At 71.7% G+C, this 21431-nt stretch carries 19 protein-coding genes and 1 pseudogene; 14 read left to right on the forward strand and 6 right to left on the reverse strand.

Going from position 1 to position 21431, the window contains the following annotated elements; all coding sequences use genetic code 11:
• Positions 1-6 precede the first annotated feature (6 nt).
• Positions 7-1332 carry an ABC transporter substrate-binding protein gene (locus BIV25_RS13970; RefSeq protein ID WP_079176624.1) on the reverse strand — a complete coding sequence of 442 codons (1326 nt, stop codon included), beginning with the start codon at positions 1330-1332 and terminating at the stop codon, positions 7-9.
• A 117-nt stretch (positions 1333-1449) separates the two neighbouring features.
• Here BIV25_RS13970 and BIV25_RS13975 point away from each other — a divergent pair, with 117 nt between their 5' ends.
• Together BIV25_RS13975 and purU are read left to right on the forward strand one after the other, a co-directional pair.
• Positions 1450-1950 (forward strand): hypothetical protein, encoded by a 501-nt coding sequence (locus BIV25_RS13975; protein WP_071372598.1) that lies wholly within the window; start codon positions 1450-1452, stop codon positions 1948-1950.
• A 108-nt stretch (positions 1951-2058) separates the two neighbouring features.
• Entirely contained in the window at positions 2059-2940 is an 882-nt protein-coding gene (gene purU, locus BIV25_RS13980; RefSeq protein WP_071372599.1) for a formyltetrahydrofolate deformylase, read from the forward strand.
• A gap of 411 nt (positions 2941-3351) precedes the next feature.
• On the opposite strand, the gene BIV25_RS13985 is transcribed toward purU, so the two are convergent.
• Both BIV25_RS13985 and BIV25_RS13990 read right to left on the reverse strand, forming a co-directional pair.
• Complete coding sequence (locus BIV25_RS13985; RefSeq protein WP_071372600.1) at positions 3352-3864, reverse strand: EF-hand domain-containing protein; 513 nt, start codon at positions 3862-3864, stop codon at positions 3352-3354.
• Between the two features lie 176 nt (positions 3865-4040).
• Positions 4041-4421 carry an STAS domain-containing protein gene (locus BIV25_RS13990; protein ID WP_071372601.1) on the reverse strand — a complete coding sequence of 127 codons (381 nt, stop codon included), beginning with the start codon at positions 4419-4421 and terminating at the stop codon, positions 4041-4043.
• 357 nt (positions 4422-4778) lie between these two features.
• Between BIV25_RS13990 and BIV25_RS13995 the strand changes: the two genes are divergently transcribed.
• A complete protein-coding gene (locus tag BIV25_RS13995) occupies positions 4779-5348 on the forward strand; it encodes an RNA polymerase sigma factor (protein ID WP_071372602.1) in 570 nt (189 codons plus the stop codon).
• Complete coding sequence (locus BIV25_RS14000; RefSeq protein WP_177235269.1) at positions 5345-6727, forward strand: zf-HC2 domain-containing protein; 1383 nt, start codon at positions 5345-5347, stop codon at positions 6725-6727. The genes BIV25_RS13995 and BIV25_RS14000 overlap by 4 nt, the downstream gene beginning before the upstream one ends.
• Positions 6728-7134: 407 nt before the next feature.
• Here BIV25_RS14000 and BIV25_RS14005 read toward each other — a convergent pair whose 3' ends face one another.
• On the reverse strand, positions 7135-8676 hold the full coding sequence (locus BIV25_RS14005) for a class I adenylate-forming enzyme family protein (protein ID WP_071372603.1): 1542 nt from the start codon (positions 8674-8676) through the stop codon (positions 7135-7137).
• A gap of 105 nt (positions 8677-8781) precedes the next feature.
• Here BIV25_RS14005 and BIV25_RS14010 point away from each other — a divergent pair, with 105 nt between their 5' ends.
• From BIV25_RS14010 to BIV25_RS14025, 4 genes are all read left to right on the forward strand, one after another.
• Positions 8782-9975 (forward strand): amidohydrolase family protein, encoded by a 1194-nt coding sequence (locus BIV25_RS14010; RefSeq protein WP_071372604.1) that lies wholly within the window; start codon positions 8782-8784, stop codon positions 9973-9975.
• On the forward strand, positions 9975-11108 hold the full coding sequence (locus BIV25_RS14015; RefSeq protein WP_071372605.1) for an acyl-CoA dehydrogenase family protein: 1134 nt from the start codon (positions 9975-9977) through the stop codon (positions 11106-11108). Before BIV25_RS14010 ends, BIV25_RS14015 begins: the two co-directional genes overlap by 1 nt.
• Before the next feature lie 2 nt (positions 11109-11110).
• A complete protein-coding gene (locus tag BIV25_RS14020) occupies positions 11111-11992 on the forward strand; it encodes an acyl-CoA dehydrogenase family protein (RefSeq protein ID WP_071372606.1) in 882 nt (293 codons plus the stop codon).
• 565 nt (positions 11993-12557) lie between these two features.
• Positions 12558-13043 (forward strand): ATP-binding protein, encoded by a 486-nt coding sequence (locus tag BIV25_RS14025; RefSeq protein ID WP_071372607.1) that lies wholly within the window; start codon positions 12558-12560, stop codon positions 13041-13043.
• Positions 13044-13311: 268 nt separating this feature from the next.
• On the opposite strand, the gene BIV25_RS14030 is transcribed toward BIV25_RS14025, so the two are convergent.
• Positions 13312-14238 (reverse strand): cyclase family protein, encoded by a 927-nt coding sequence (locus BIV25_RS14030; RefSeq protein WP_071372608.1) that lies wholly within the window; start codon positions 14236-14238, stop codon positions 13312-13314.
• Positions 14239-14324: 86 nt separating this feature from the next.
• Here BIV25_RS14030 and BIV25_RS14035 point away from each other — a divergent pair.
• The 3 genes and pseudogenes from BIV25_RS14035 to BIV25_RS14045 form a co-directional block, all read left to right on the forward strand.
• A pseudogene (locus BIV25_RS14035) lies at positions 14325-15236 on the forward strand (SDR family NAD(P)-dependent oxidoreductase); the annotation flags it as partial.
• Positions 15237-15570: 334 nt separating this feature from the next.
• Positions 15571-16719, forward strand: a complete 1149-nt coding sequence (locus tag BIV25_RS14040; protein ID WP_071372654.1) for an acyl-CoA dehydrogenase family protein — start codon at positions 15571-15573, stop codon at positions 16717-16719.
• Complete coding sequence (locus tag BIV25_RS14045) at positions 16719-17768, forward strand: Zn-dependent alcohol dehydrogenase (RefSeq protein ID WP_071372609.1); 1050 nt, start codon at positions 16719-16721, stop codon at positions 17766-17768. The genes BIV25_RS14040 and BIV25_RS14045 overlap by 1 nt, the downstream gene beginning before the upstream one ends.
• On the opposite strand, the gene BIV25_RS14050 is transcribed toward BIV25_RS14045, so the two are convergent.
• Positions 17758-18783, reverse strand: a complete 1026-nt coding sequence (locus BIV25_RS14050) for a GlxA family transcriptional regulator (protein WP_071372610.1) — start codon at positions 18781-18783, stop codon at positions 17758-17760. The two genes, BIV25_RS14045 and BIV25_RS14050, sit on opposite strands and share 11 nt — an antisense overlap.
• A gap of 71 nt (positions 18784-18854) precedes the next feature.
• Here BIV25_RS14050 and BIV25_RS14055 point away from each other — a divergent pair, with 71 nt between their 5' ends.
• The 3 genes from BIV25_RS14055 to BIV25_RS14065 all read left to right on the forward strand — a co-directional run bounded on the left by BIV25_RS14055 (position 18855) and on the right by BIV25_RS14065 (position 21401).
• Positions 18855-20168 (forward strand): MFS transporter, encoded by a 1314-nt coding sequence (locus BIV25_RS14055; RefSeq protein WP_177235270.1) that lies wholly within the window; start codon positions 18855-18857, stop codon positions 20166-20168.
• A gap of 211 nt (positions 20169-20379) precedes the next feature.
• A complete protein-coding gene (locus BIV25_RS14060) occupies positions 20380-21225 on the forward strand; it encodes a helix-turn-helix transcriptional regulator (RefSeq protein ID WP_071372612.1) in 846 nt (281 codons plus the stop codon).
• Positions 21222-21401 carry a DUF397 domain-containing protein gene (locus BIV25_RS14065; protein ID WP_071372613.1) on the forward strand — a complete coding sequence of 60 codons (180 nt, stop codon included), beginning with the start codon at positions 21222-21224 and terminating at the stop codon, positions 21399-21401. The genes BIV25_RS14060 and BIV25_RS14065 overlap by 4 nt, the downstream gene beginning before the upstream one ends.
• The last annotated feature ends 30 nt before the right edge of the window (positions 21402-21431 follow it).

Consider the following 21431-nt stretch of genomic DNA (forward strand, 5'->3'; position numbering starts at 1 on the left):
CGGCGCTCACTGCACCTGGGCGTTCTCCAGCGTCTGCGTCATGTCGGCGGTCCCGCCGACGCCGCCGGTGCCCTTGCGGGCCGCGACCAGCTCGCCGTTCTGCACGACCTCCAGGGTGACGTTCGCGTTGACCAGCCGCGGGAAGCCGACGGAGGCGAGTTTGCCCTCGTAGGGCCAGGTCAGGGTCGGGGTGAGGCCGCCCGTGGAGACGTGCAGGCCGTCGTTGAGCGTGCGGCGCACGGAGTCGGCGGTGACGCCACCGGAGCCGATCTTGTCCAGCACGGCCTTCAGCACGGTGTAGGCGATCCAGGTGGTCTGCACTCCGGCGTCCGCGGGGTCGATGCGGTTGTCGCCGAAGGCCTCCTCGTTGATCACCTTCTTCATCAGGTCCCAGCGCGCGTCCGTCGCCGGCGGGTACCAGCTGGTGATGTACGACCCCTCGTACGGCCCCTCGGCCCCGCCCGTGGAGTTGATCAGGGTCTGGTCGACGCTGCCGAGGACGGTCGCCATGCGCACGTCGGGGTAGTTCTCGCGGGCCCGGCGGAAGGAGTCCATGAAGGTGTCCGTGCGGTCCTCCAGGGCGGGCACCACACAGCCCTTGTGCAGCACGTCCCTGGTGGCCTCGCGCAGGGCCCGGTCGGACTGGGTGCTGTACTCGGTGGCGTCCTCCTCGGCCATCTCGTCGTCGGCGTTCGCGTGCCCGCCCGCCTTCAGGCCCGAGTCCAGCAGCGGGGGCAGCTCGTCGCCGGCGATGCTGTCGGGGCGGACCAGGGCGACGTTTCCGCAGGTGGACGCGAGGGCGCGGCCGAGGCCGGCGAGCAGGGCGGGCTGGCCGCCGTTGACCGGGTACGACATCTGGCCGGTGAACTCGTCGGTGGTGACGCCGTAGCCGCCTATGTACGGGATGCCGGCGCTCTCCAGCGGGGAGAGGAAGGAGTCGCCGAACTGGCTGTAGGAGCCGACGACCGCGACGACGTTCTCCTGGGCGGCCTGCCGGGCGCACTGCGCGGCGGCCACGCTGTCGTTGTGGTCGTTGCAGGTCAGGATCTCCAGCTTGCGGCCGTCGATCCCGCCGTGGGCGTTGATCCACTTGCCGTAGGCGCGGGCCATCGCGGGCATGCCGGGCTTGTTGGTGGCGTCGGTGTTCTCCGGCGCCCAGGTCATGACCTTGATCGGGTCATCCCCGGAGCCCCCCGTGGCACCGGGGATGACCCCGCATCCGGCGGTGAGCGACGCGCAGAGGGCCACGGCGCCCGTGGACAGCGCGGCGGCTCTGACGGGCCGGGAGAAGGAGCGGGGGAGGGTGGTGCGGTTGCGCGGCCTGCCGGTCATGTGCGCCCACGCTTCCCTCACATCACTAACCCGGGAGTGACCCTCGGTCAACGAAAGGTGACGTCGAGGTGAATTACGGGGGCCGGTGAGACGCGTGTGGCGAGGAACGTACGATCGATGACCGTGCAAGGTTCGGAGAACTCTTCCCGTCGCGGCCGTCGCTCCTCCACCATGGGCGGCATGCCTCTAAGCGACATGCCGTGGTGGCGCTGGCGCAGCAACGTGCGTTCGGCCCTGCACATGCTCTCCGACCCCGTGTTCCAGCGCGACGTCTGGCTGGCCGGCGTGGACGGGTACGGCGACGTCACCGACGCCGTGTACCGGCTGGTGGAGGACACCTGGCTGGACAACTGGTCCGCGGAGAAATACGTCGGCACGATATTCCGGGACTCGCAGGAGGCGGCGCTCGTGGACACCGCCGTGCTGCGGGTGCTGCGCATCATGCACCAGGTCGGTCCGGACGCGCAGGTCTCCGCGTATCTCGACCACCAGGGCTGGCCGGAGGCGGTGCGGGCGGCGCGGGACGCGCACGTCCGTATGTCGGTGAGCGACGGGGAGGACCCGGAGACGCCGCCGAAGACGCTGGAAGTGCTGCGCATCCTGACGCGGACCGCCTAGAACTGCCGAGATCCGCCGAGGACCCCGTAGGACCTCCTGGGCCGGGGCGCCGTTCCGTCCCGCGGACGATCGCCCACGGCGGGTGGTCGACATGAGACCCTGTGGTGCATGAACGAGCAGTCCGCGCCCGCCGCCGCGCCGTCGGCCCAGTACGTCCTCACCCTCTCCTGCCCGGACAAGAAGGGCATCGTGCACGCGGTGTCCAGCTATCTCTTCATGACCGGCTGCAACATCGAGGACAGCCAGCAGTTCGGCGACCACGACACCGGTCTGTTCTTCATGCGCGTCCACTTCTCGGCCGAGGAGCCGGTGACGGTGGACAAGCTGCGGGCGAGCTTCGCGGCGATCGGCGACTCCTTCCGCATGGACTGGCAGATCAACGAGGCCGACGCGAAGATGCGCATCCTGCTCATGGTCAGCAAGTTCGGGCACTGCCTGAACGACCTGCTCTTCCGGGCCCGGATCGGTGCGCTGCCGGTGGAGATCGTGGGCGTGGTGTCCAATCACACGGACTTCCAGGAACTGGTGGGTTCGTACAACATCCCCTTCCACCACATCCCGGTGACGAAGGACACGAAGCAGGACGCCGAGGCCCAGCTGCTGGAGATCGTCCGCGAGGAGGACGTCGAACTGGTCGTCCTCGCCCGCTACATGCAGGTCATCTCGGACGACCTGTGCAAGCAGCTCAGCGGCCGGATCATCAACATCCACCACTCCTTCCTGCCGAGCTTCAAGGGCGCCAAGCCGTACCACCAGGCCCACGCGCGCGGTGTGAAGCTGATCGGCGCCACGGCCCACTACGTGACGGCCGACCTCGACGAGGGGCCGATCATCGAGCAGGAGGTCGAGCGGGTGGGACACGACGTCACCCCGGACCAACTGGTGGCCATCGGCCGGGACGTGGAGTGCCAGGCGCTGGCGCGGGCGGTCAAGTGGCATGCCGAGCGCCGGATCCTGCTCAACGGCCGGCGGACGGTCGTCTTCGCCTAGCACCCCCCGGCCGCCGGGCGGTGGTCACTCGGGGATCGTGAAGTACTTCACGAACGCGGGTACGATCTCGGCCTCGCCGATCATGCGGCCGTGGTCTGTGTCGAGGCCGGGTGGTGGTCGCGGTGGTCCTGGCGGTGTCGTGGTGTTGCGGGGTCACTCGGGGATCGTGAAGTACTTCACGAACGCGGGTACGATCTCGGCCTCGCCGATCATGCGGCCGTGGTCCGTGTCGAGGCCGGGTGGTGGTCGCCGTGGTCCCGGCGGTGTCGTGGTGTTGCGGGGTCACTGGGCGATGGTGAAGTAGTTCGCGAAGGCGGGCATGATCTCGGCTTCGCTGTTCGTGCGGTGGTCGTCTGTGTCGAGGCCGGGTGGTGGTCGCGGTGGTCCTGGCGGTGTCGTGGTGTTGCGGGGTCACTCGGGGATCGTGAAGTACCCCGCGAACGCCGGCACGATCTCCGCCTCGCCGATCACGCCGTCGCCGTCCGTGTCGAGGGCGGCGGCGGTCGCCCCGGCCACGGCGTCCGGCACGCGCAGGGCCCGCAGCCCCCGGGCCGTGTCCGCGACCGTGATCCGGCCGTCGGAGTCCGTGTCGGCCACCGCCAGCGCCGCGTGCAGGAACGGGCGGGCGATCTCGGCGAAGCGGGCGGGGGTGTCGCGCAGGCGCTTGACCGCGCCGGTGACGAACTCCTCACGGGTGATGCGCTGATCGCCGTCCCGGTCCGCGATGCCGGCCATGCCCTGCCAGAACGCCTCCGCGCCCGCGTAGAGCGCCTGCCCCTGGGCGGAGCGGGCGGGCACGGTGAACTCGGCGAGGAGCGCCTTGGCCGCCGCGCTGAAGTCCTCGCGGTCGATCCAGCCGTTGCCGTCCTGGTCGAGGGTGGAGAACCGGGCGGCGATCCTGCGCTCGTACTCGGTGCTGACCATGTCTGTTCGGGCCGCCTTACGTATACGTCGGTCGATCTCGCTCGGAGCGTACGACGCGGGTGGCCGGAAGATGGCGGGAAACCGGCGGTTGTGCCAAGACCGGGGGAATCCTGCGACAGATGTGTGGACTTGTCGCGAAGAGCGGGGCACGCTGCGACGCGGGGTGCGGCGGCGCGTCAGGCCGACAGCGGGTCCGCCTCGTCGGACGTGGCGGAGTCGAGGTCGGGGCGGACGTCGAAGAGGCGGCGGACGCCGAGGGCGCCGAGGACCCGGTTGACGTGGGAACCGTCGACCGCGCCCCGGTCCGGCAGGATCAGCCGCAGCCGGCCCTGACAGGAGCGGATCAGCCGGCGGGCGGCGATGAGGACGCCGACCCCGCTGGAGTCGCAGAAGAACACGTCGGAGAGGTCCACGACGAGGCTGTGGTGCCCGTCGGCGACGACGTCGTGCACCCGCTGGCGCAGCACCGGCGAGGTCATCAGGTCCAGTTCCCCGGACACCCGCAGGACGGCCCACTCGCCCTGTTCGACGCCGGTCACGTTGAATGCCACGGCTATGCCCCTCCGCTCGCCGGAACTCCCGGAACCGCCTGAGCCGCCAGAAAACGGAAGCAGTTCCTACGCTTGCTTTCCGCGCGGCTGCCCAGCGGCCGTTCCCTGAAACGTCGAGCAGGAAACCGGACGCGATCGACAAGGGGCTTGTTTCGGTCACTATCGATCGTGTTCGATCAGAGATGTCGTGTAGATGCCCACGCTCTGTGTGAAGAATATGTGAAGAGGGCACTATCACCTGCGGTGCCTCGCGGGGCGCGCATTGACACAAAGGGGCGTGCACTGTCAGAGGTGCCGACTACATTCGAGAAGACGGTGCAGAGACGCTGTAGGGCCGGAGCACGGGCGAGGGGAGGGGACCGCATGGCCGCGAAGAACGTACCGCCCCGCTGGGACCGCAAGATGCAGCAGCGTCTCGCCCGTGGCGAGGCCGCCGCCCTGGGCGAGCTGTACGACAGGTTCGCCTCGCTGGTGCACAACCTCGCCCACCGCGTCCTCGGCGACGAGAAGGCCGCCGACATCGTCACCCGCGAGGTCTTCGCCCACGTCTGGGAGCACCCCGAGAGCTACGACCCCAGGCAGGGCCCGCTGCGCTCCTGGGTGGCCGGCGTGGCCCACCGGCTCGCGGTGCAGCGGCTGCGCGACTGCGAGACCGCCGCGCTGCCCCGGGAGGCCGGCGCCGCCGAGGAACTGGAGCGCAAGGTCCGGCGCGCCTCGGTCGCCGCCCGCGCCGACTTCATCGTCCACTCCATGCCCGCCCCGCTGCGCGCCGCGCTCGAACTGGCCTACTTCCAGCGCCGGGACTACCGCCAGACCGCCGTCGACCTCGGCGTCACGGAGGACGAGGCCCGCCGCCGGCTCCGCCTCGGCCTGCAACTGCTCTCCACCGCCCACGACGCCGGGGCGCCTCCGGGATACGGGGGTGCGGTGTGAGCGGCGCGGACCGGTTCGAGGCGCACGACGAGCACGGGGGACCCGAGGAGGAGCACAGGAGAGACGCGGAGCACGGCGGTCACCCCGGCCGGCGCGACGGCGACGGCTCCGGCGACGGCCCGGGACAGCTGACGCCCGGCTCCGGCGCGCCCGTGCCGGACCGCCCGCGCATACCGACGCCCCGCGCCTCCGTGGAGGACGACGGACGGCCCCTGCCCGACCTCGCCGACCTGGGAGATCCCGCCCCCGTGCCGCTCGACCTGCCGCACGACGTCCTGAAGTCGCTCCTCGGCGCCTGGGCGCTGGCCGCCTGCTCGGCGGCGGAGACGGCGGCCGTCGAGGACCATCTGGGCTCCTGCGGAAGCTGTGCGGACGAGGCCCGCCGGCTGCGCGAGGCCATCGGCCTGCTGCATCAGCCGGAAAGCCTCGACCTGGACCCGGGCCTGCGCACCCGCGTCCTGGAGAACTGCCTGGACCGCCGCCCGCCCCGTATCCCGCTGCCACTCTGGGCGGCGCCGTACGACGCCGAGACCGCCCGACTCGACGCCCTCCTCCAGGACTTCGGGGACGCCGAGTGGCACGCACCGGTCCGGCTGCGCTGGTTCGAGGGCGACACCGCGACGAGCCGTCGTACGACCGTCGCCGGGGTGATCGCCCACCTGCTGTCGGTGGACGGCATGATCGCGCTGGCACTCGGCCTGGAGGACCCTCTGACCGAGGCCACCGGCACGGACGGCACCTGTCCGACGGGCCCGGCGGAGCGCACCGAGGCGCACTGGCGGACCTCCCACTTCCCGCCCACGCGCTCGGTGCGCGGCCCCTGGCGGGAGCAGAGCCACAGCCTGGTGCGCACGGTGGCCTTCACGGGCAGCCACGCGGGCGGACTCCCGGTGTCGTACGGCGACTTCTCCCTCCCGCTGCACGACGCGATGCTGGACCGCGCCTTCGCGTGCTGGGTGCACGCCGAGGACATCGCGGAGGCGGTCGACTACCCCTACGACCCGCCCGCGCCCCGGCATCTCAACAAGATGATCGACCTCACGGCCCGCATGCTCCCTGCCGCGCTCGCCGAGCGGCGCCGCACCGGCCGCTCCGCCCCGGGCACCACCCCGCACCTGGTCGCGGCGGGCGCCCCCGGCCGCAGCCTGCGGCTGGAGATCGAGGGCGCGGCCGGCGGCGAGTGGCTGATCCCGCTGGACTCCCCGGCGGCGGTGGGCTCCGCGGAGTTCGAGGTGGCCCATGTCGCCCTGGACGGCGTGGAGTTCTGCCGCCTGGCCGCCGGCCACATCCCCCCGGAGGAGGCAGCCGCGGGTCAGGACGGCGACCGCCAGGCGATCAGGGACGTGCTGTACGCGACGGCGGGGCTGAGCCGGATGTGAGGACCGAGGGGAGTGCGCCGGCCTTGAGCGGGATCCACTCGATGCGGTCGGACCGAACGGCCGGGGCATCTGCCTCCACACCACCGGGACTTCCCGTTTGAAGGGCGCAAAGCACCCGATGGCATGAAACAAGCGAAGAAACCCGGCGAATCATTACCTCTTCGATACGGCAGAAAGGGCTCTTCATTCAGGGGATCCTCACGGCCTGCTCTCCGCCCTGCTGGGCGCAGTGACCGTCCCGGCCGCCAACGCGGTGGACCCGACATACCGCCGACGGCATCTACATGTACGCCTGGGATCCCGCCTGCACCTACGGCGTCGTCCTCGAACCCGACTCCAACGTCGCCGAGGTCTGGTGGTCCATCGACCAGATCTGAACCGGATCCCGGCCAGGTCGGGCAGGGAAGTCAACTTCCCTGCCCGGCATGGCGCGTGGTGTCCGCGCGCTGTGAAAACCGCTCCCGCAACCTGTACTTCAGCACCTTCCGCAGCGTCTCGTTCCTCGGCAGCGCCTCCAGCACCTCCAGCCGTTCCGGCAGCTTGTGCACGGAGAGGCCGCCGGCCCGCAGGTAGGAGACCACCATGGGCAGGGTCAACTCCTCGGCCCCCGGGGGCTGTTCCACGACCGCGCACACCAGCTCGCCCCGGTCCGCGTCAGGCAGTCCGATCACCGCCGCGTCCGTGACCAGCGGATGCGTGGCGAGCAGGTCCTCGATCTCCTTGGCCGAGATGTTCTCGCCCTTGCGGATGATCACGTCCTTCAGGCGTCCGGTGAGGACCAGATGGCCGGAGGGCGTGACATGGCCGAGGTCACCGGTGCGCAGGAAGCCCTCGGCGTCGAAGGCGGCGGCCGTCTGGGCGGGGTCCAGGTAGCCCTGGCAGACGGCCTCGCCGCGCAGCCGGACCTCGCCGTCGGCGATCCGGATCTCCATGCCCCGCGGGGGGCGGCCCTCGGTCGTCGCCAGGTTCTCGGCGGTGTCCTGCGGGTCGCCCATAGTGATCATCGGGACCTCGGTCATGCCGTACCCGTGCGTGAGCTGGACGTCCATCTCGCGCACGACGGCGTGATAGACCTCCGGCGGCTTCGGGGCGCCGCCGCCCGCGAGCAGCCGCAGGGTCGGGATCAGCTTCTCCCGTGGCCGTTTGCGCTGCTCGGCGAGGAACAGCGAGTAGAAGGCCGTCGAACCGCCGGCCACGGTCACCCCGTGCCGCCGGTACTCCGCGAGCGCGTCCGGCAGCGCGAAGTGCTCGAACAGCACCGCCGGGAAGCCGTACAGCAGGAGCATCACCAGGTAGTCGGGGCCGCCTATGTGGGCGTAGGGGAAGGCGATCGAGCCCACGTCGCCGGCCGTCAGCCGCAGCGCGTGCGCCAGGCAGGAGCCGCCCGCGATCAGTGAGCGGTCCGTGTGCAGCACGCCCTTGGGATCGGAGGTGGTGCCCGAGGTCCAGTAGATCCAGCGGACCGAGGTGCCCTCGGCGGGCGGGGCGGGGAGCGCCGAGGGGTCGCCGTCGGGGAGGGTGCTCCCGTCGTACGCCTCGAAGATTCCCTTCGCGCCGAGGCGCCGCGCCATCTCCGTGTGGTCGTGGCCGCGCCACACGCCCGGGACCGCGAAGAACTCCGCCCTCGACGCGCGCAGCGCGAAGCCGACCTCGCGGTCCCGGTAGAAGGGGATGACCGGGGACTGTACGGCGCCCAGGCGGGCCAGCGCCAGGGACAGCAGGACGGTCTCGACGCGGGTGGGCAGCTGCCAGGCCACCACCGTGCCGGGGCGGACGCCCATGGCGTACAGGCCCGCCGCGACCCGCTCGGCGCGTGAGCGCAGCTCGCCGAAGGTCAGCCGGTGCTCGCCCTGGAGGAGGGCCGGCCGCTCGGGGGTGCGGCGGGCCCGGCGGTCCACCAGGTCCCACAGGGTCGGCGCGGAACCCAGAGTGTGCGGGGTCTCGTTCACGGGTGCCCCCCTGACTGCTTGGCTGACGGTCCGTCAGGTGTCATGCTATCTGACGGGTCATCAGATAAGTACTGTCCGTCCGGAGGGGAACGCGGAGGGGAAACCATGACCGAACTGCCCCGCATCATCAGCGTCGACGACCATGTGATCGAGCCCGCCCACCTCTTCGAGACCTGGCTCCCGGCCAGGTACCGGGACCGGGGCCCCAAGCCGCTGACCGCCGGGATCGGGGAACTGGCCTACGTCGCCGGGAAGTACCAGATCACCATGGACCCGGCGGGGCAGCCGACGGACTGGTGGATCTACGAGGACCTGAAGTTCCCGTACAAGCGCAACATCGCCGCCGTCGGGTTCGACCGTGACGAGATGACGCTGGAGGGGATCACGCGCGAGCAGATGCGGCGCGGCTGCTGGGACCCCGCCGCGCGCCTCGCGGACATGGATCTCAACCACGTCGAGGCCAGCCTCTGCTTCCCGAGCTTCCCGCGCTTCTGCGGCCAGACCTTCGCCGAGGCGCACGACAAGGAGGTCGCCCTCGCCTGCGTGCGCGCCTACAACGACTGGATGGTGGAGGAGTGGTGCGGGGACAGCGGGGGGCGGCTGATCCCGCTGTGCCTCATCCCGCTGTGGGACGTGGAACTGGCGGTCGCCGAGATCCGGCGCAACGCCGAGCGCGGGGTGCGGGCGGTCACCTTCTCCGAGATCCCCACCCACCTCGGGCTGCCGTCCATCCACTCCGGCCACTGGGACCCGTTCTTCGCCGTCTGCGAGGAGACCGGCACGGTCGTCAACATGCACATCGGCAGCAGCTCGCAGATGCCCGCGGCCTCCCCCGACGCCCCGCCCGCCGTCCAGGCCTCGCTCAGCTTCAACAACGCGATGGCCTCGATGATGGACTACCTCTTCAGCGGGGTCCTGGTGAAGTTCCCGCAGCTCAAACTCGCCTACAGCGAGGGCCAGATGGGCTGGGTGCCGTACGCCCTGGAGCGCGCCGACGACGTGTGGGAGGAGCACCGGGCCTGGGGCGGGGTCAGGGACCTGATCCCCGAGCCGCCGTCGACGTACTACTACCGGCAGATCTACTGCTGCTTCTTCCGCGACAAGCACGGCGTCGCCTCGATCGACGTCGTCGGCCGCGACAACGCCACCTTCGAGACCGACTACCCGCACGTCGACTCGACCTTCCCGCACACCAAGGAGGTCGCCCTCGACCATGTGAAGGGCCTGGACGACGAGACCGTCTACAAGCTGATGCGGGGCAACGCCATCCGCATGCTCGACCTGGACTTCGACAAGTAATGGACCTCTCGTACACACCCGAGGAGGAGGAGTTCCGGGCCCGGCTGCGCGAGTGGCTCGCCAAGGTGCTGCCCACCCTGCCGGCGAAGCCGTCCCCCGGCGACTGGCCCGCGCGCCGGGCGTACGACCTCGGCTGGCAGCGGACGCTCCACGACGCCGGGTACGCCGAGGTCCACTGGGACGCCTCCCCGACCACCCGGCTGATCTTCCTGGAGGAGACCGAGCGCGCGGGGGCGCCCTACGTGGGGGCGAACTTCGTCGGCCTGCTGCACGCCGGGCCGACCATCGCCGCCGAGGGCACGGCCGGGCAGCGGGCGCGCTGGCTGCCGCCGATCCTGCGCGGCGAGGAGGTGTGGTGCCAGGGGTTCAGCGAACCGGACGCGGGGTCCGACCTCGCCGCGCTGCGCACGCGCGCGTGGCGGAACGGCGACGACTACGTGGTGAGCGGGTCCAAGATCTGGACCTCGCACGCCGAGGTCGCCGACTGGTGCGAACTGCTCGTGCGCACCGACCCGGACGCGCCCCGGCACCGGGGCATCACCTGGCTGGCCATGCCCATGGACGCCGACGGGATCACCGTACGGCCGCTGCGCACCCTCGCCGGCTCGGCCGAGTTCGCCGAGGTCTTCCTGGACGAGGTGCGGGTGCCGGCCGGCAACCGGGTCGGCGCGGAGAACGACGGCTGGCGCGTGACCATGGTGACCCTGTCCTTCGAGCGGGGCACGGCCTTCGTCGGCGAGGTGGTGGCCTGCCGCCGGGTACTCGGCGAACTCGCCCGCGCGGCACGGGAGAACGGCCGCTGGGACGACCCCGTGCTGCGCGGCCGGCTCGGCCGGCTGGAGGCGGAGTTCCGGGCGCTGTGGCGGCTGACCCAGTGGAACGTGAGCGCGGCGGAGACCAGCGGCGGGGTGCCGGGCACGGGCGCCTCGGTCTTCAAACTCCGCTACTCGCACGCCCGCCAGGAGCTGTACGACGCGGCGGCGGACGTCCTCGGCCCCGGCCGCCTCGACCTCGACCGGCCGTGGGTGCTCGACCGGCTGTCGTCCCTGTCGTACACGATCGCCGCCGGCACCTCGCAGATCCAGCGCACCATCGTGGCCGAGCGGATCCTCGGCCTGCCGAGGGGGAGATGAGCGTGCGGTTCCAACTCACGGACGACCAGCGGGCGTTGCAGGCGGGGGTACGGGAGCTGCTGGGCCGGTGCTTCGGACGGGAGGCGCTGCGGGCGGCCGTGGCGGCGCCGGGGCGGCTCGACCGGGCGCTGTGGCGGGCGCTCGGCGGGGCGGGGTTCTTCGCCCTGCGCCTGCCCGAGGCGGCCGGCGGGGTCGGGCTGGGCCTGCCCGAGGCGGTGCTGGCGTTCGAGGAGGCGGGACGGGCGCTGGTGCCGGGCCCGCTGATCGCCACGCACCTCGCGGCCGCCCGCGTACCGGGCGCGGCCACGGGCGAGACGGTGGTGGCGGCCGTGGACGGGGAGTTGGTGGAGTGGCTGGCGGCGGCGGACCGGGTGCTCGGGGAGACGGCGGGGTCCGTACCGGTGCGGTCGGTCGACCCGCTGACCCCGCTGCACCGGATCACCGGCGCCGCACCCGCCGGCGATCCCGCCGCCGATCCCGTCGCCGTCCTCCTGACCGCCGCCGAACAACTGGGCACTGCCGCGCGGGTGTGCGAGCTGGCCGTGCAACACGCCCGGACCCGCGAGCAGTTCGGGCGGCCCATCGGGGCGTTCCAGGCCGTTCAGCATCTGTGCGCGGACCTGCTGGTGCGGAGCGAAATCGCCCGAGTGGCGGTGTACGCGGCGGCCGTCACCGCCGATCCCGCCGACATCGCCGCCGCCCGGCTGCTGGCCGACGAGGCCGCCGTACGCGGTGCGCGCGACTGTCTCCAGGTGCACGGTGGCATGGGTTTCACCTGGGAAGCCGACGTCCACCTGCATCTCAAGCGGGCCTGGGTACGGGCCGAGCGTGGTGGCGGGAGCACGCAGAGTGAGGAACTGCTCGCGGCGCGGCTGGCCGGCTGAGCGGCCCGCACCGTCCTGTACTGCGGCGCCGGGAAAGTCGTGGCCCAAGATGTCGCGGATCGTGGCCAGATGGCGTCACAGAGCGTTGATACCCGGTTGTGTCCATCGTGTGACTCGTAACAGCCTGGAGTCGGGCGCCCGCTCCGGTACCTTGTGTGAGATGCGAGTGGCTGTGAGCGCGAGCCGGGCCGGCGATGCCCCTGGGGCGATGCCGGGCGGAGCGGTGCGCACCGCCGCTCGCGGGGCGGTCCCGGCGTCGTACACCACGTCGTGTGCCGTCTGTTCGACTCCCCGGCACGAGCGTCGCACAGTATGCCTCACACATACTCCTTCGCGCTGGAATATGCCCGAAGCGCTTGTTGGGGTGACTGTACGTCAACCATGCTGTCTCATCAGGGAATCACGGTCCGTGATCCCCGCTCTGGCCGTTGTTCTGGCCATGCAGAAAATGGCTACGATCGTGGCCCTCGTCGTGATCGCCGTCGCGGCTTACGCCGTGGCGGCCGGGCGGTGCGGGGTCATGTGTCCGCCGGTTCGGATGGTGTGAGCGGTGCAGGTGCTTCAAGTGCAGCTGGAGATCCGGCCCGACCCCGCGGAGGTGGGGCGGGCGAGGCGGTGGGCGCTCTCGCGACTCGCCGGGTTCGGTATAGCGGCCGACGAGCCGCTGGCCGAGACTCTGGTCCTGCTCGTCTCCGAGCTGGTGACCAACGCCGTGGTGCACACGGGGCGTCCGGCCGTGCTGAGACTCTCCCTGCCGGGCGGACCGGCCGGCGTACCGGAGAAGGCAGCCGCCTCGGCCACGGTGCGGGTCGAGGTGGCCGACACCAGCTCGCGCGCCCCTGTGCCGCGCTGCGCCCGCGGTGACGCCACCGGCGGGAGGGGCCTCGCCCTCGTGGACTGCCTCGCCGATCGCTGGGGCTGGAGCCCGGAGGACGCCGGCAAGAGCATCTGGTGCGAACTGGACCGCTGTTCGCAGCCCCGGGAGGGTGCGGCACTGGCGTACGGAGGCGCACTGTCCGCGTACGAGGGGCTGGCCTTCGAGGCGGTGTAGGTCCCGGTGCAGCGGTGCGCCGGGGGCGCATCCGTGCGCCCGGTCCGTGATGTGGGCGTACGTAACAAATCCCCGTACCGCCGTTGACGTCGCGTGACCGGCTGAACACGCTGGTGGGCGTCGATTCGCCGCGAGGGGACGGCAAGGGTCCGCGACAGGGGCCCTCGCCGAGTGTGGGTCGCATCGGATGGCGGCGTGCGCGCACGGCCGTGGGGGAGACGCGCCGTCGGGGGGTGCGCCGCCGTCCGGTCCCGCCGCGTCCGCCGCCTCACAGGATCGCCACCGGCGCCACCGGTGTGCCCGTCGCGCCGACGAACGGCTCCGGCATCGCCGACAGCAGGAAGGCGTACCGCCGCGCTTCTCCACAGGCTGTGGACAACTCCTCCAGATTCCAGTTCTGGCCCTGGAGCATCCCCATCTCCACGAGATCCAGCGCGTGTACGGGCAGCCACAGATCGTCGATCTCGGGCGGAAATATCTCGAACGTGAGCGTGTCGTTGGCGACGGCCGCCACGTCGCGCGCGTGGAACCACTCCGGCGTACGCACGGACAGTCCCGGCGACGGATAGCCGTACCCGTGCTTGTCCCCGGCCAGGTAGACCTGCACCTGGCCGGTCCGCACGAGCACGATGTCGCCGGCACGCACGCGCGTGCCCGCGAGTTCCTCGGCCGCCTCCAGGTCCTCCGGCGTGACCGCGTGACCCCCCGCCAGCCGGTCCGTGCCACGCGCGCGTGCCACGTCCAGCAGCACCCCGCGCGAGACGACGTGCCGGGCCGTGGCGATCCCGCTGAACTCGGCGCCGCCGTGCGCCGTGACCGTGTGCGCCGGGCGGCCGTTGTAGAGCTTCCCGGAGTGCGAGACATGGGTGAGCGCGTCCCAGTGGGTGCCCGCCTGCAGTCCCATGGTCACCACGTCGTCGCTGCACGCGACCGTGCCGGGGCCGAACAGCTCCTGGTTGACCTGCACCATGGCGTGCAGCGGGTTGACCCGGCCCGGGATCATCCCGGTCTGCACGCCGTCCTCCCGCAGGGGCAGGGCGAGCGGGACGCGGCGGCCGGTGCGGACGCAGGCGGCGGCCGCGCGCACGACCTCGTCGGTGACGAGGTTCAGGGTCCCGATCTCGTCGTCCGCCCCCCAGCGCCCCCAGTTGTTCACGCGCCCCGCGATCTCGCGGAACTCCTGCGGCAGTGTCATCCGGTGCCTCCCCGGGGCTTGTGTCCGTGCGTCCGACGGGCCATAGAATCTAACGGACCGTCAGAAATCGCGGGAAGGGGCCGGGCGTGGGGAACTTCTTGGCAGGCAAGGTGGTCGCCGTGACGGGGGCCGGGCGCGGCATCGGCCGCGCGGTCGCGCTCGCGGCGGCGGCCGAGGGCGCGAAGGTCGTCGTCAACGACTACGGGGTCGCCACCGACGGCACCGCACCGACGAGCGAGGTCGCCGAGGCCGTCGTCAAGGAGATCGAGGCAGCGGGCGGCGAGGCCGTCGCGGTCGCCGACGACGTCTCCACGATGACGGGCGGGCAGCGCGTCGTGGACACGGCGGTCGCGGCGTACGGCCGGCTCGACGGGGTCGTGTGCGTGGCGGGCATCCTGCGCGAGCGGATGCTGTTCAACATGACCGAGGCGGAGTGGGACCCCGTGCTCGCCACCCACCTCAAGGGGACGTTCACCGTCTTCCGGGCCGCCTCCGCGGTGATGCGGCAGCAACGCGCCGGCACGCTGATCGGCTTCACCAGCGGCAACCACCAGGGCTCGGTCTCCCAGGCCAACTACAGCGCCGCGAAGGGCGGGATCATCTCGCTGGTCCGCAGCGCCGCGCTGGGGCTGCACAAGTACGGGGTGAGCGCGAACGCCGTCGCCCCCGTGGCCCGTACGCGGATGTCGGCGAACGTCCCCATGGAGCTGGCCGAGATCGGTGAGCCGGAGGACGTGGCCGCGCTGGTGGTGTACCTGCTGTCCGACGGGGCCGCGGAGCAGGGGATCACCGGGCAGGTGTACACCGTCGCGGGCCCGAAGATCGCGGTGTGGGCCCAGCCGCGGGAGCTGCGCTCCGTCTATGCGGAGGGCTCCTCCTGGACGCCGGAGCGGATAGCCGAGGTGCTGCCGGGGTCGGTGGGCGCGGACCCGATGCCGATGCTGGACCGCCTGGTGACGATGGAGCGGGCGGCCCGGTCGGGCTCCCGTCCCAACGCCCGACCGGACACTCGGTCGGACACCCGGTCGGATGCCCGGTCCGACACGCGGCCGGACACCCGGTCCGACACCCGGCCGGACACCCGGTCCGACACGCGGCCGGACACCCGGTCCGACACGTGGCCGGACACCCGGTCCGGCACCCGGCCGGATGCCGGGTCCGATGCCGGGCTGGATGCCCGGTCGGATGCCCGGTGGGACACGCGGCCGGAGACCCGGTCCGACATCCGGCCGGATGTCGGGTCCGATGCCTGGCCGGATGTCCGCCCCGATGTCCGCCCCGATGCCGGGCCGGATGCCCGGTCCGGTGCCCGGACGGCCTGAGGCGGTCCCCGTGGATTTCGGATTCAGCGAAGAGGACGACGCGTTCCGTGCCGAGGCCCGCTCCTGGCTGGCTGCCCACGCCGACGCGTCGCGCGACAAGCGCACCTGGGAGCGCACCCTCGGCGCGGCCGGCTGGATCGGGCTCGGCTGGCCCGAGGCGGGATACGGCAACCGCACCGCCACCCTCACCCAGCAGGTCGCCTGGGCCGAGGAGTACGCGCGGTCGGGGGCGCCGGGGCGGTCCGGGCACATCGGCGAGAACCTGCTCGCACCCACCCTCGTCGCACACGGCAGCGACGAGCAGAAGAAGAGGTTCCTGCCCCCGATCGCCGCCGGCACGGAGCTGTGGTGCCAGGGGTACAGCGAGCCCGGGGCCGGATCCGATCTCGCCGGGATCCGGACGGCGGCCGTACGGGACGGGGGCCGGTACCGGATCAGCGGGCAGAAGATCTGGACCTCGCTCGCCCACGAGGCCGACTGGTGCTTCGTACTGGCCCGCACCGAGCCGGACTCCCGCCGCCATCACGGGCTGAGCTTCCTGCTCGTGCCCATGGACCAGCCCGGCCGCATCGAGGTCCGGCCCATCCGGCAGCTGACCGGTACCAGCGACTTCAACGAGGTCTTCTTCGACGGGGCGCACGCGCGCGTGGAGCACGTCGTCGGGGGCGAGGGGCAGGGCTGGCGGGTCGCCATGAGCCTGCTCGGATTCGAGCGCGGGGTGTCCACCATCGCCCAACAGATCGGCTTCACCCAGGAGTTGGGGCGGGTGGTGCGGGGCGCCGTGGAGAGCGGAGCCGTGGCCGATCCCGTCGTACGGTCGCAGCTCGTACGGCAGTGGGCCGAGCTGCGCACCATGCGCTGGAACGCCCTGCGCACCCTCGGCGGCTCCGGCGATCCCGGCGCGCCCAGCGTGGCCAAGCTGCTCTGGGCCGGCTGGCACCAGCGCCTCGGCGAGCTGGCGGTGCGGGTCCGGGGAGCGGCGGCCTCGGTGGGCCCGGCGGACTGGTCGCCCACGGCGCCGTACGAACTCGACGCGGACCAGCAGCTGTTCCTCTTCTCCCGGGCCGACACGATCTACGGCGGCTCCGACCAGGTCCAGCGCACGATCATCGCCGAGCGCGTGCTCGGTCTGCCCAGAGAGCCCAAGGGGGCCGTGTGATGCGTGGAGTGGTGTTCGACGGCGAACAGGTACGGGTGGTCGACGATCTCGCGGTGCGGGAGCCGGGCCCCGGCGAGGTGCTGGTGGCCGTCGCGGCGGCGGGGCTGTGCCACAGCGACCTGTCCGTGGTGGACGGGACGATTCCCTTCCCGGTGCCGGTGGTGCTGGGGCACGAGGGTGCCGGAGTGGTCGAGGCGGTCGGGCCCGGGGTCACGCACGTCGCGCCCGGGGACCATGTGGCGCTGTCCACGCTCGCCAACTGCGGCACCTGCGCGGAGTGCGACCGGGGCCGGCCGACCATGTGCCGGCAGGCCATCGGCCGCCCCGGCAGGCCCTTCACGCGGAGCGCCGGGCCGGTGTACCAGTTCGCCGCAAACTCGGCCTTCGCGGAACGCACGGTCGTCAAGGCCGTCCAGGCGATACCGATCCCGGCGGACGTCCCCCTCCCGTCCGCCGCGCTCATCGGGTGCGGGGTGCTCACGGGCGTGGGCGCGGTGCTGAACCGGGCCCGGGTGGACCGCGGGGACAGCGTCGTCGTCATCGGCACCGGCGGGATCGGGCTGAACGTCATCCAGGGCGCGCGCATCGCGGGGGCGCTGCGGATCGTCGCCGTGGACGCCAACCCGGCCAAGGCGGAGGCGGCCCGGCAGTTCGGCGCGACCGACTTCCTGACCTCTGCGGACGGCGTGCAGGACGTCCTGCCCACGGGCGCGGACCACGTCTTCGAGTGCGTCGGCCGCATCGAGCTGATCCGGCAGGCGATCGACCTCCTCGACCGGCACGGACAGGCAGTCCTGCTCGGGGTCCCGCCGGCCGGTGCCGAGGCGTCCTTCCTCGTCTCCTCCCTCTTCCTGGACAAGTCGGTCCTGGGCTGCCGCTACGGCTCCTCGCGCCCCCAGCGGGACATCCCCCTGTACGCCGAGCTGTACCGCCAAGGGCGGCTGCTGCTCGACGAGTTGGTGACGGCCGTGTACCCCGTGGAGGACTTCGAGAAGGCGCGGGCCGACGCGGAGTCGGGGCGGGTGGCACGGGCGGTGCTCACGTTCTGACGCCGCTCCGGAACGTCCGGCGATAGGCGGTCGGTGTCACCCCGAGCGCCTGCTGGAGATGCTGGCGCATGGACTGGGCCGTGCCGAAGCCGGCCTCGTGGGCGATCTGGTCGACGGACAGGTCGCTGGTCTCCAGCAGCTGGCGGGCGAGCTCCACGCGCTGCCGGGTGAGCCACTGGCCGGGGCTGACCCCGGCCTCCTCGCGGAAGCGGCGGGTGAAGGTGCGTACCGACATGGCCTCCTGCGCGGCCATGTCCCGCAGCTGGATGGGTTCGTGCAGCCGGCCGAGCGCCCAGACCCGGGCGGCGGTCGTGGTCGCCACCTGCGGGTCGGGGACCGGGCGCTGGATGTACTGGGCCTGGCCGCCGTCGCGGTGCGGCGGGACGACGGTGCGCCGGGCCACGTCGTTGGCGACCGCCGTGCCGAAGTCGCGGCGCACCATGTGCAGGCACAGGTCGATCCCGGCGGCCACCCCGGCCGAGGTCAGCACGTCGCCGTCGTCGATGAACAGCACGTCGGCGTCCACCTCGACCTTCGGGAACAGCCGCTGGAAGCGCTCGGCGTCGGCCCAGTGCGTGGTCGCCGGGCGGCCGTCGAGGTAGCCGGCGGCGGCGAGGACGTAGACGCCGGTGCAGATGGAGGCGAGACGGGTGCCGGGGCGGACGAGGGCGAGGGCGGCGGCCAGTTCGCCGGTGAGCCGGCCCTCGTCGAAGACCGGGCCCAGCTCGTACGACGCCGGGACGATCACCGTGTCGGCCTCGGCGAGGGCCTGCGGCCCGTGGGCGACGTGGATCGTGAAGTCGGCGTCCGTCTCGACCGGTCCGGGCGGCCGCACGGAGCAGGTCACCACCTCGTACAGGGGCCGGCCCCGCTCGTCCTTCGGGCGGCCGAAGATGCGGTGCGGTATGCCCAGTTCGAAGGGGAGCAGGCCGTCGAGGGCGAGGACGGCGACGCGGTGCGGGCGGAACTCCTCGGACGCCGTGGTGGCGGTGGCCGTGTTCCGGTCGATACCCATGGCCCGATCCTATCGAATGCTGTCCTTCGGGCCACTCGATGCGCGGGACCGGACACCGGAGGCTCTATGACGTGACTCAGACAAGCCCAGCCGCAGCCCCCGGCCAGACGCCACCGGCCCCGCCCGCCCGGCGCCCGCGCGTGCACCGCGCCTGGTTCGTCGCCGCCGTCACGTTCGTCACGATCATCGGCGCGGCCGCGTTCCGTTCGCTGCCCGGCCTGCTGATCGATCCGCTGCACCAGGAGTTCGGCTGGTCGCGCGGCACGATCGGCGCGGCCGTCTCCCTCAACCTCGCGCTCTACGGCCTCACCGCCCCGTTCGCCGCCGCCCTGATGGACCGGTTCGGCATCCGCAGGGTGGTCGCCGTCGCGCTGGTCGTGATCGCGGCCGGCTCGGGGCTGACCGTGTGGATGACGGCGGCCTGGCAGCTGTGGCTGTGCTGGGGCCTGCTCGTGGGCCTCGGCTCCGGCTCGATGGCGCTCGCCTTCGCGGCGACGGTCACGAACCGCTGGTTCACCGAGCGGCGCGGACTGGTCAGCGGCATCCTCACCGCCGCGTCCGCCTCCGGCCAGCTGATCTTCCTGCCGGTGCTGTCCTGGCTGTCCGAGCACCACGGCTGGCGCCCGGCGGCCGTGACGGTGTCCCTCGCCGCCCTGGCCGTCGTCCCCTTCGTCTGGATCCTGCTCCGCGACCACCCGGCGGACCTCGGCGTGAAGCCGTACGGCGCAAAGGAGTTCGTGCCCAAGCCGCCACCGGTGACGGGCGCCGCCCGCCGCACGCTCACGGTGCTGTCGACCTCCGTGCGCACCGGCACCTTCTGGCTGCTGGCCGGCACCTTCGCGATCTGCGGCGCCTCCACCAACGGCCTGATCCAGACCCACTTCGTGCCCGCCGAGCACGACCACGGCATGCCGGTCACCACGGCGGCCTCGCTGCTCGCGGTCATCGGGGTCTTCGACGTGGCCGGCACGATCGCCTCCGGCTGGTTCACCGACCGCTTCGAACCACGCCGCCTGCTGGCCGTCTACTACGCCCTGCGCGGCCTCTCCCTGCTCTTCCTCCCGATGCTGCTGGGCCCGGCCGTCCACCCCCCGATGCTCTTCTTCATCGTCTTCTACGGCCTCGACTGGGTGGCCACCGTCCCGCCGACGCTGGCCCTGTGCCGGGAGCAGTTCGGCGAGGACAGCGCCATCGTCTTCGGCTGGGTGCTCGCCTCCCACCAGCTCGGCGCGGCCGTGGTCGCCTACCTCGGCGGCGTCGCCCGCGACGTCTTCGGCTCCTACGACCTCGTCTGGTACGCCTCCGGCGCCCTGTGCGCGGCGGCGGCCCTGATGTCTTTGGTGATCAGGCGCCGGCCGGCGGTTTCTGTGCTGACGGCGGCCTGAAAGTCGATGCGTCATCCCTGGGCCAGAGGGCACGGGAGACCGAGGCTCTCGCGGTTCGGGGAACCGCTGTATCTGGCTCACACGCAATGCATTCAACTGAATACATTCACTCGTCCACTCGATCGAGTGACGTATCCTCAGGGCGCGAGTCTGTGTGGCATCGTTGCCGCAGGAGGGGGGAGGCCTCACGCCCGCAGGTGGACGGCCGACGGTGCGCAGCAGGCGCTTGGGGACGGCGTTGAGGCAGTACCGGCTGGCCGCCAAGTTCGACCAGCCGCAAGCCGCCGAGGTCATCGCGTCAAGTCAGGCCAGGGTCAGCCGTCTTGAGACCGGGCACGTCACCGCGCGCGTCATCGAAGTACGGCTGCTGCTGGAGGCGTACGGCGTCACTGACCCGGAAGTACGCTCCAAGCTGGAGGAGTTGGCGAAGCACTCCAAGAACCGGGGCTGGTGGCTGGAGCACGCCGCACACCTGCGGCCGGACTACGTCGACCACATCGCGCTGGAGGACGACGCGACGTACATCCGGGAGTGGCAGCAGGTACTGGTGCCAGGGCTCCTGCAAACTCCGGCCTACACAGAGGCTGTCATCCAGACGAGCCCCACCTGCATGCCTTCCGGACGGGTCGCCGAGTTGGTCAAGGTGCGAGAGGCCCGCCAGGCAAAGATCGAGGAGGGCGGGGCAACGTACTCCGCCATCATCTGGGAAGCGGTGATCACCCACCCTCTGGTGAGCGTCGAAGTTCACCGGCAGCAGCTCTCGGCAATCCTTGAGGTCGGGAGGCGGAAGAATGTCACCGTGCAGGTACTCCCGTTCAGCGTAGGAGCGCTGGCCACCGTGACCTCTGCCTTCTCGACCTTCAGCTTCGACTCCGAACCGGCAGTCCAAGCCGTGGCTCTGGAGAACCTGAGAGGCACATCGGTCCTTGAGGGCCCGGAAGACCTCGCCGCTTACGCCAATATGTACGACCTACTACGATCGTCGGCACTGGCACCGGATGCGAGCGCGAAGCTCATCCGGGGCATACAGCGGAGCTTGAAGGAAGACGCATCGTGACCGAGGTTATAGGCCCCTTCCGGAAGTCGTCGTACTCAGGGGCTCAGAGCAACTGCGTAGAGGTCGCCGACACCACCGACAACGGCCGAGCCGTCCGCGACAGCAAGCACCAGCACGGCCCCCTCCTCACCGTCTCCCGCGACAGCTGGCACGCGTTCCTCCAGCAGTTCGCGTAGTCCCTTCACTGCCGGTATGCCCTGCACGGG

Origin of the sequence: Streptomyces sp. MUSC 14, assembly GCF_001866675.1 — a bacterium.
Lineage (GTDB): Bacteria > Actinomycetota > Actinomycetes > Streptomycetales > Streptomycetaceae > Streptomyces.

Bases quoted from the DNA above. Each gene is read 5' to 3' on its own strand.
- BIV25_RS13970 (WP_079176624.1), bottom strand. From the start codon at position 1,332: ATGACCGGCAGGCCGCGCAACCGCACCACCCTCCCCCGCTCCTTCTCC.
- BIV25_RS13975 (WP_071372598.1), top strand. From the start codon at position 1,450: ATGACCGTGCAAGGTTCGGAGAACTCTTCCCGTCGCGGCCGTCGCTCC.
- purU (WP_071372599.1), top strand. From the start codon at position 2,059: ATGAACGAGCAGTCCGCGCCCGCCGCCGCGCCGTCGGCCCAGTACGTC.
- BIV25_RS13985 (WP_071372600.1), bottom strand. From the start codon at position 3,864: ATGGTCAGCACCGAGTACGAGCGCAGGATCGCCGCCCGGTTCTCCACC.
- BIV25_RS13995 (WP_071372602.1), top strand. From the start codon at position 4,779: ATGGCCGCGAAGAACGTACCGCCCCGCTGGGACCGCAAGATGCAGCAG.
- BIV25_RS14010 (WP_071372604.1), top strand. From the start codon at position 8,782: ATGACCGAACTGCCCCGCATCATCAGCGTCGACGACCATGTGATCGAG.
- BIV25_RS14015 (WP_071372605.1), top strand. From the start codon at position 9,975: ATGGACCTCTCGTACACACCCGAGGAGGAGGAGTTCCGGGCCCGGCTG.
- BIV25_RS14030 (WP_071372608.1), bottom strand. From the start codon at position 14,238: ATGACACTGCCGCAGGAGTTCCGCGAGATCGCGGGGCGCGTGAACAAC.
- BIV25_RS14045 (WP_071372609.1), top strand. From the start codon at position 16,719: ATGCGTGGAGTGGTGTTCGACGGCGAACAGGTACGGGTGGTCGACGAT.
- BIV25_RS14050 (WP_071372610.1), bottom strand. From the start codon at position 18,783: ATGGGTATCGACCGGAACACGGCCACCGCCACCACGGCGTCCGAGGAG.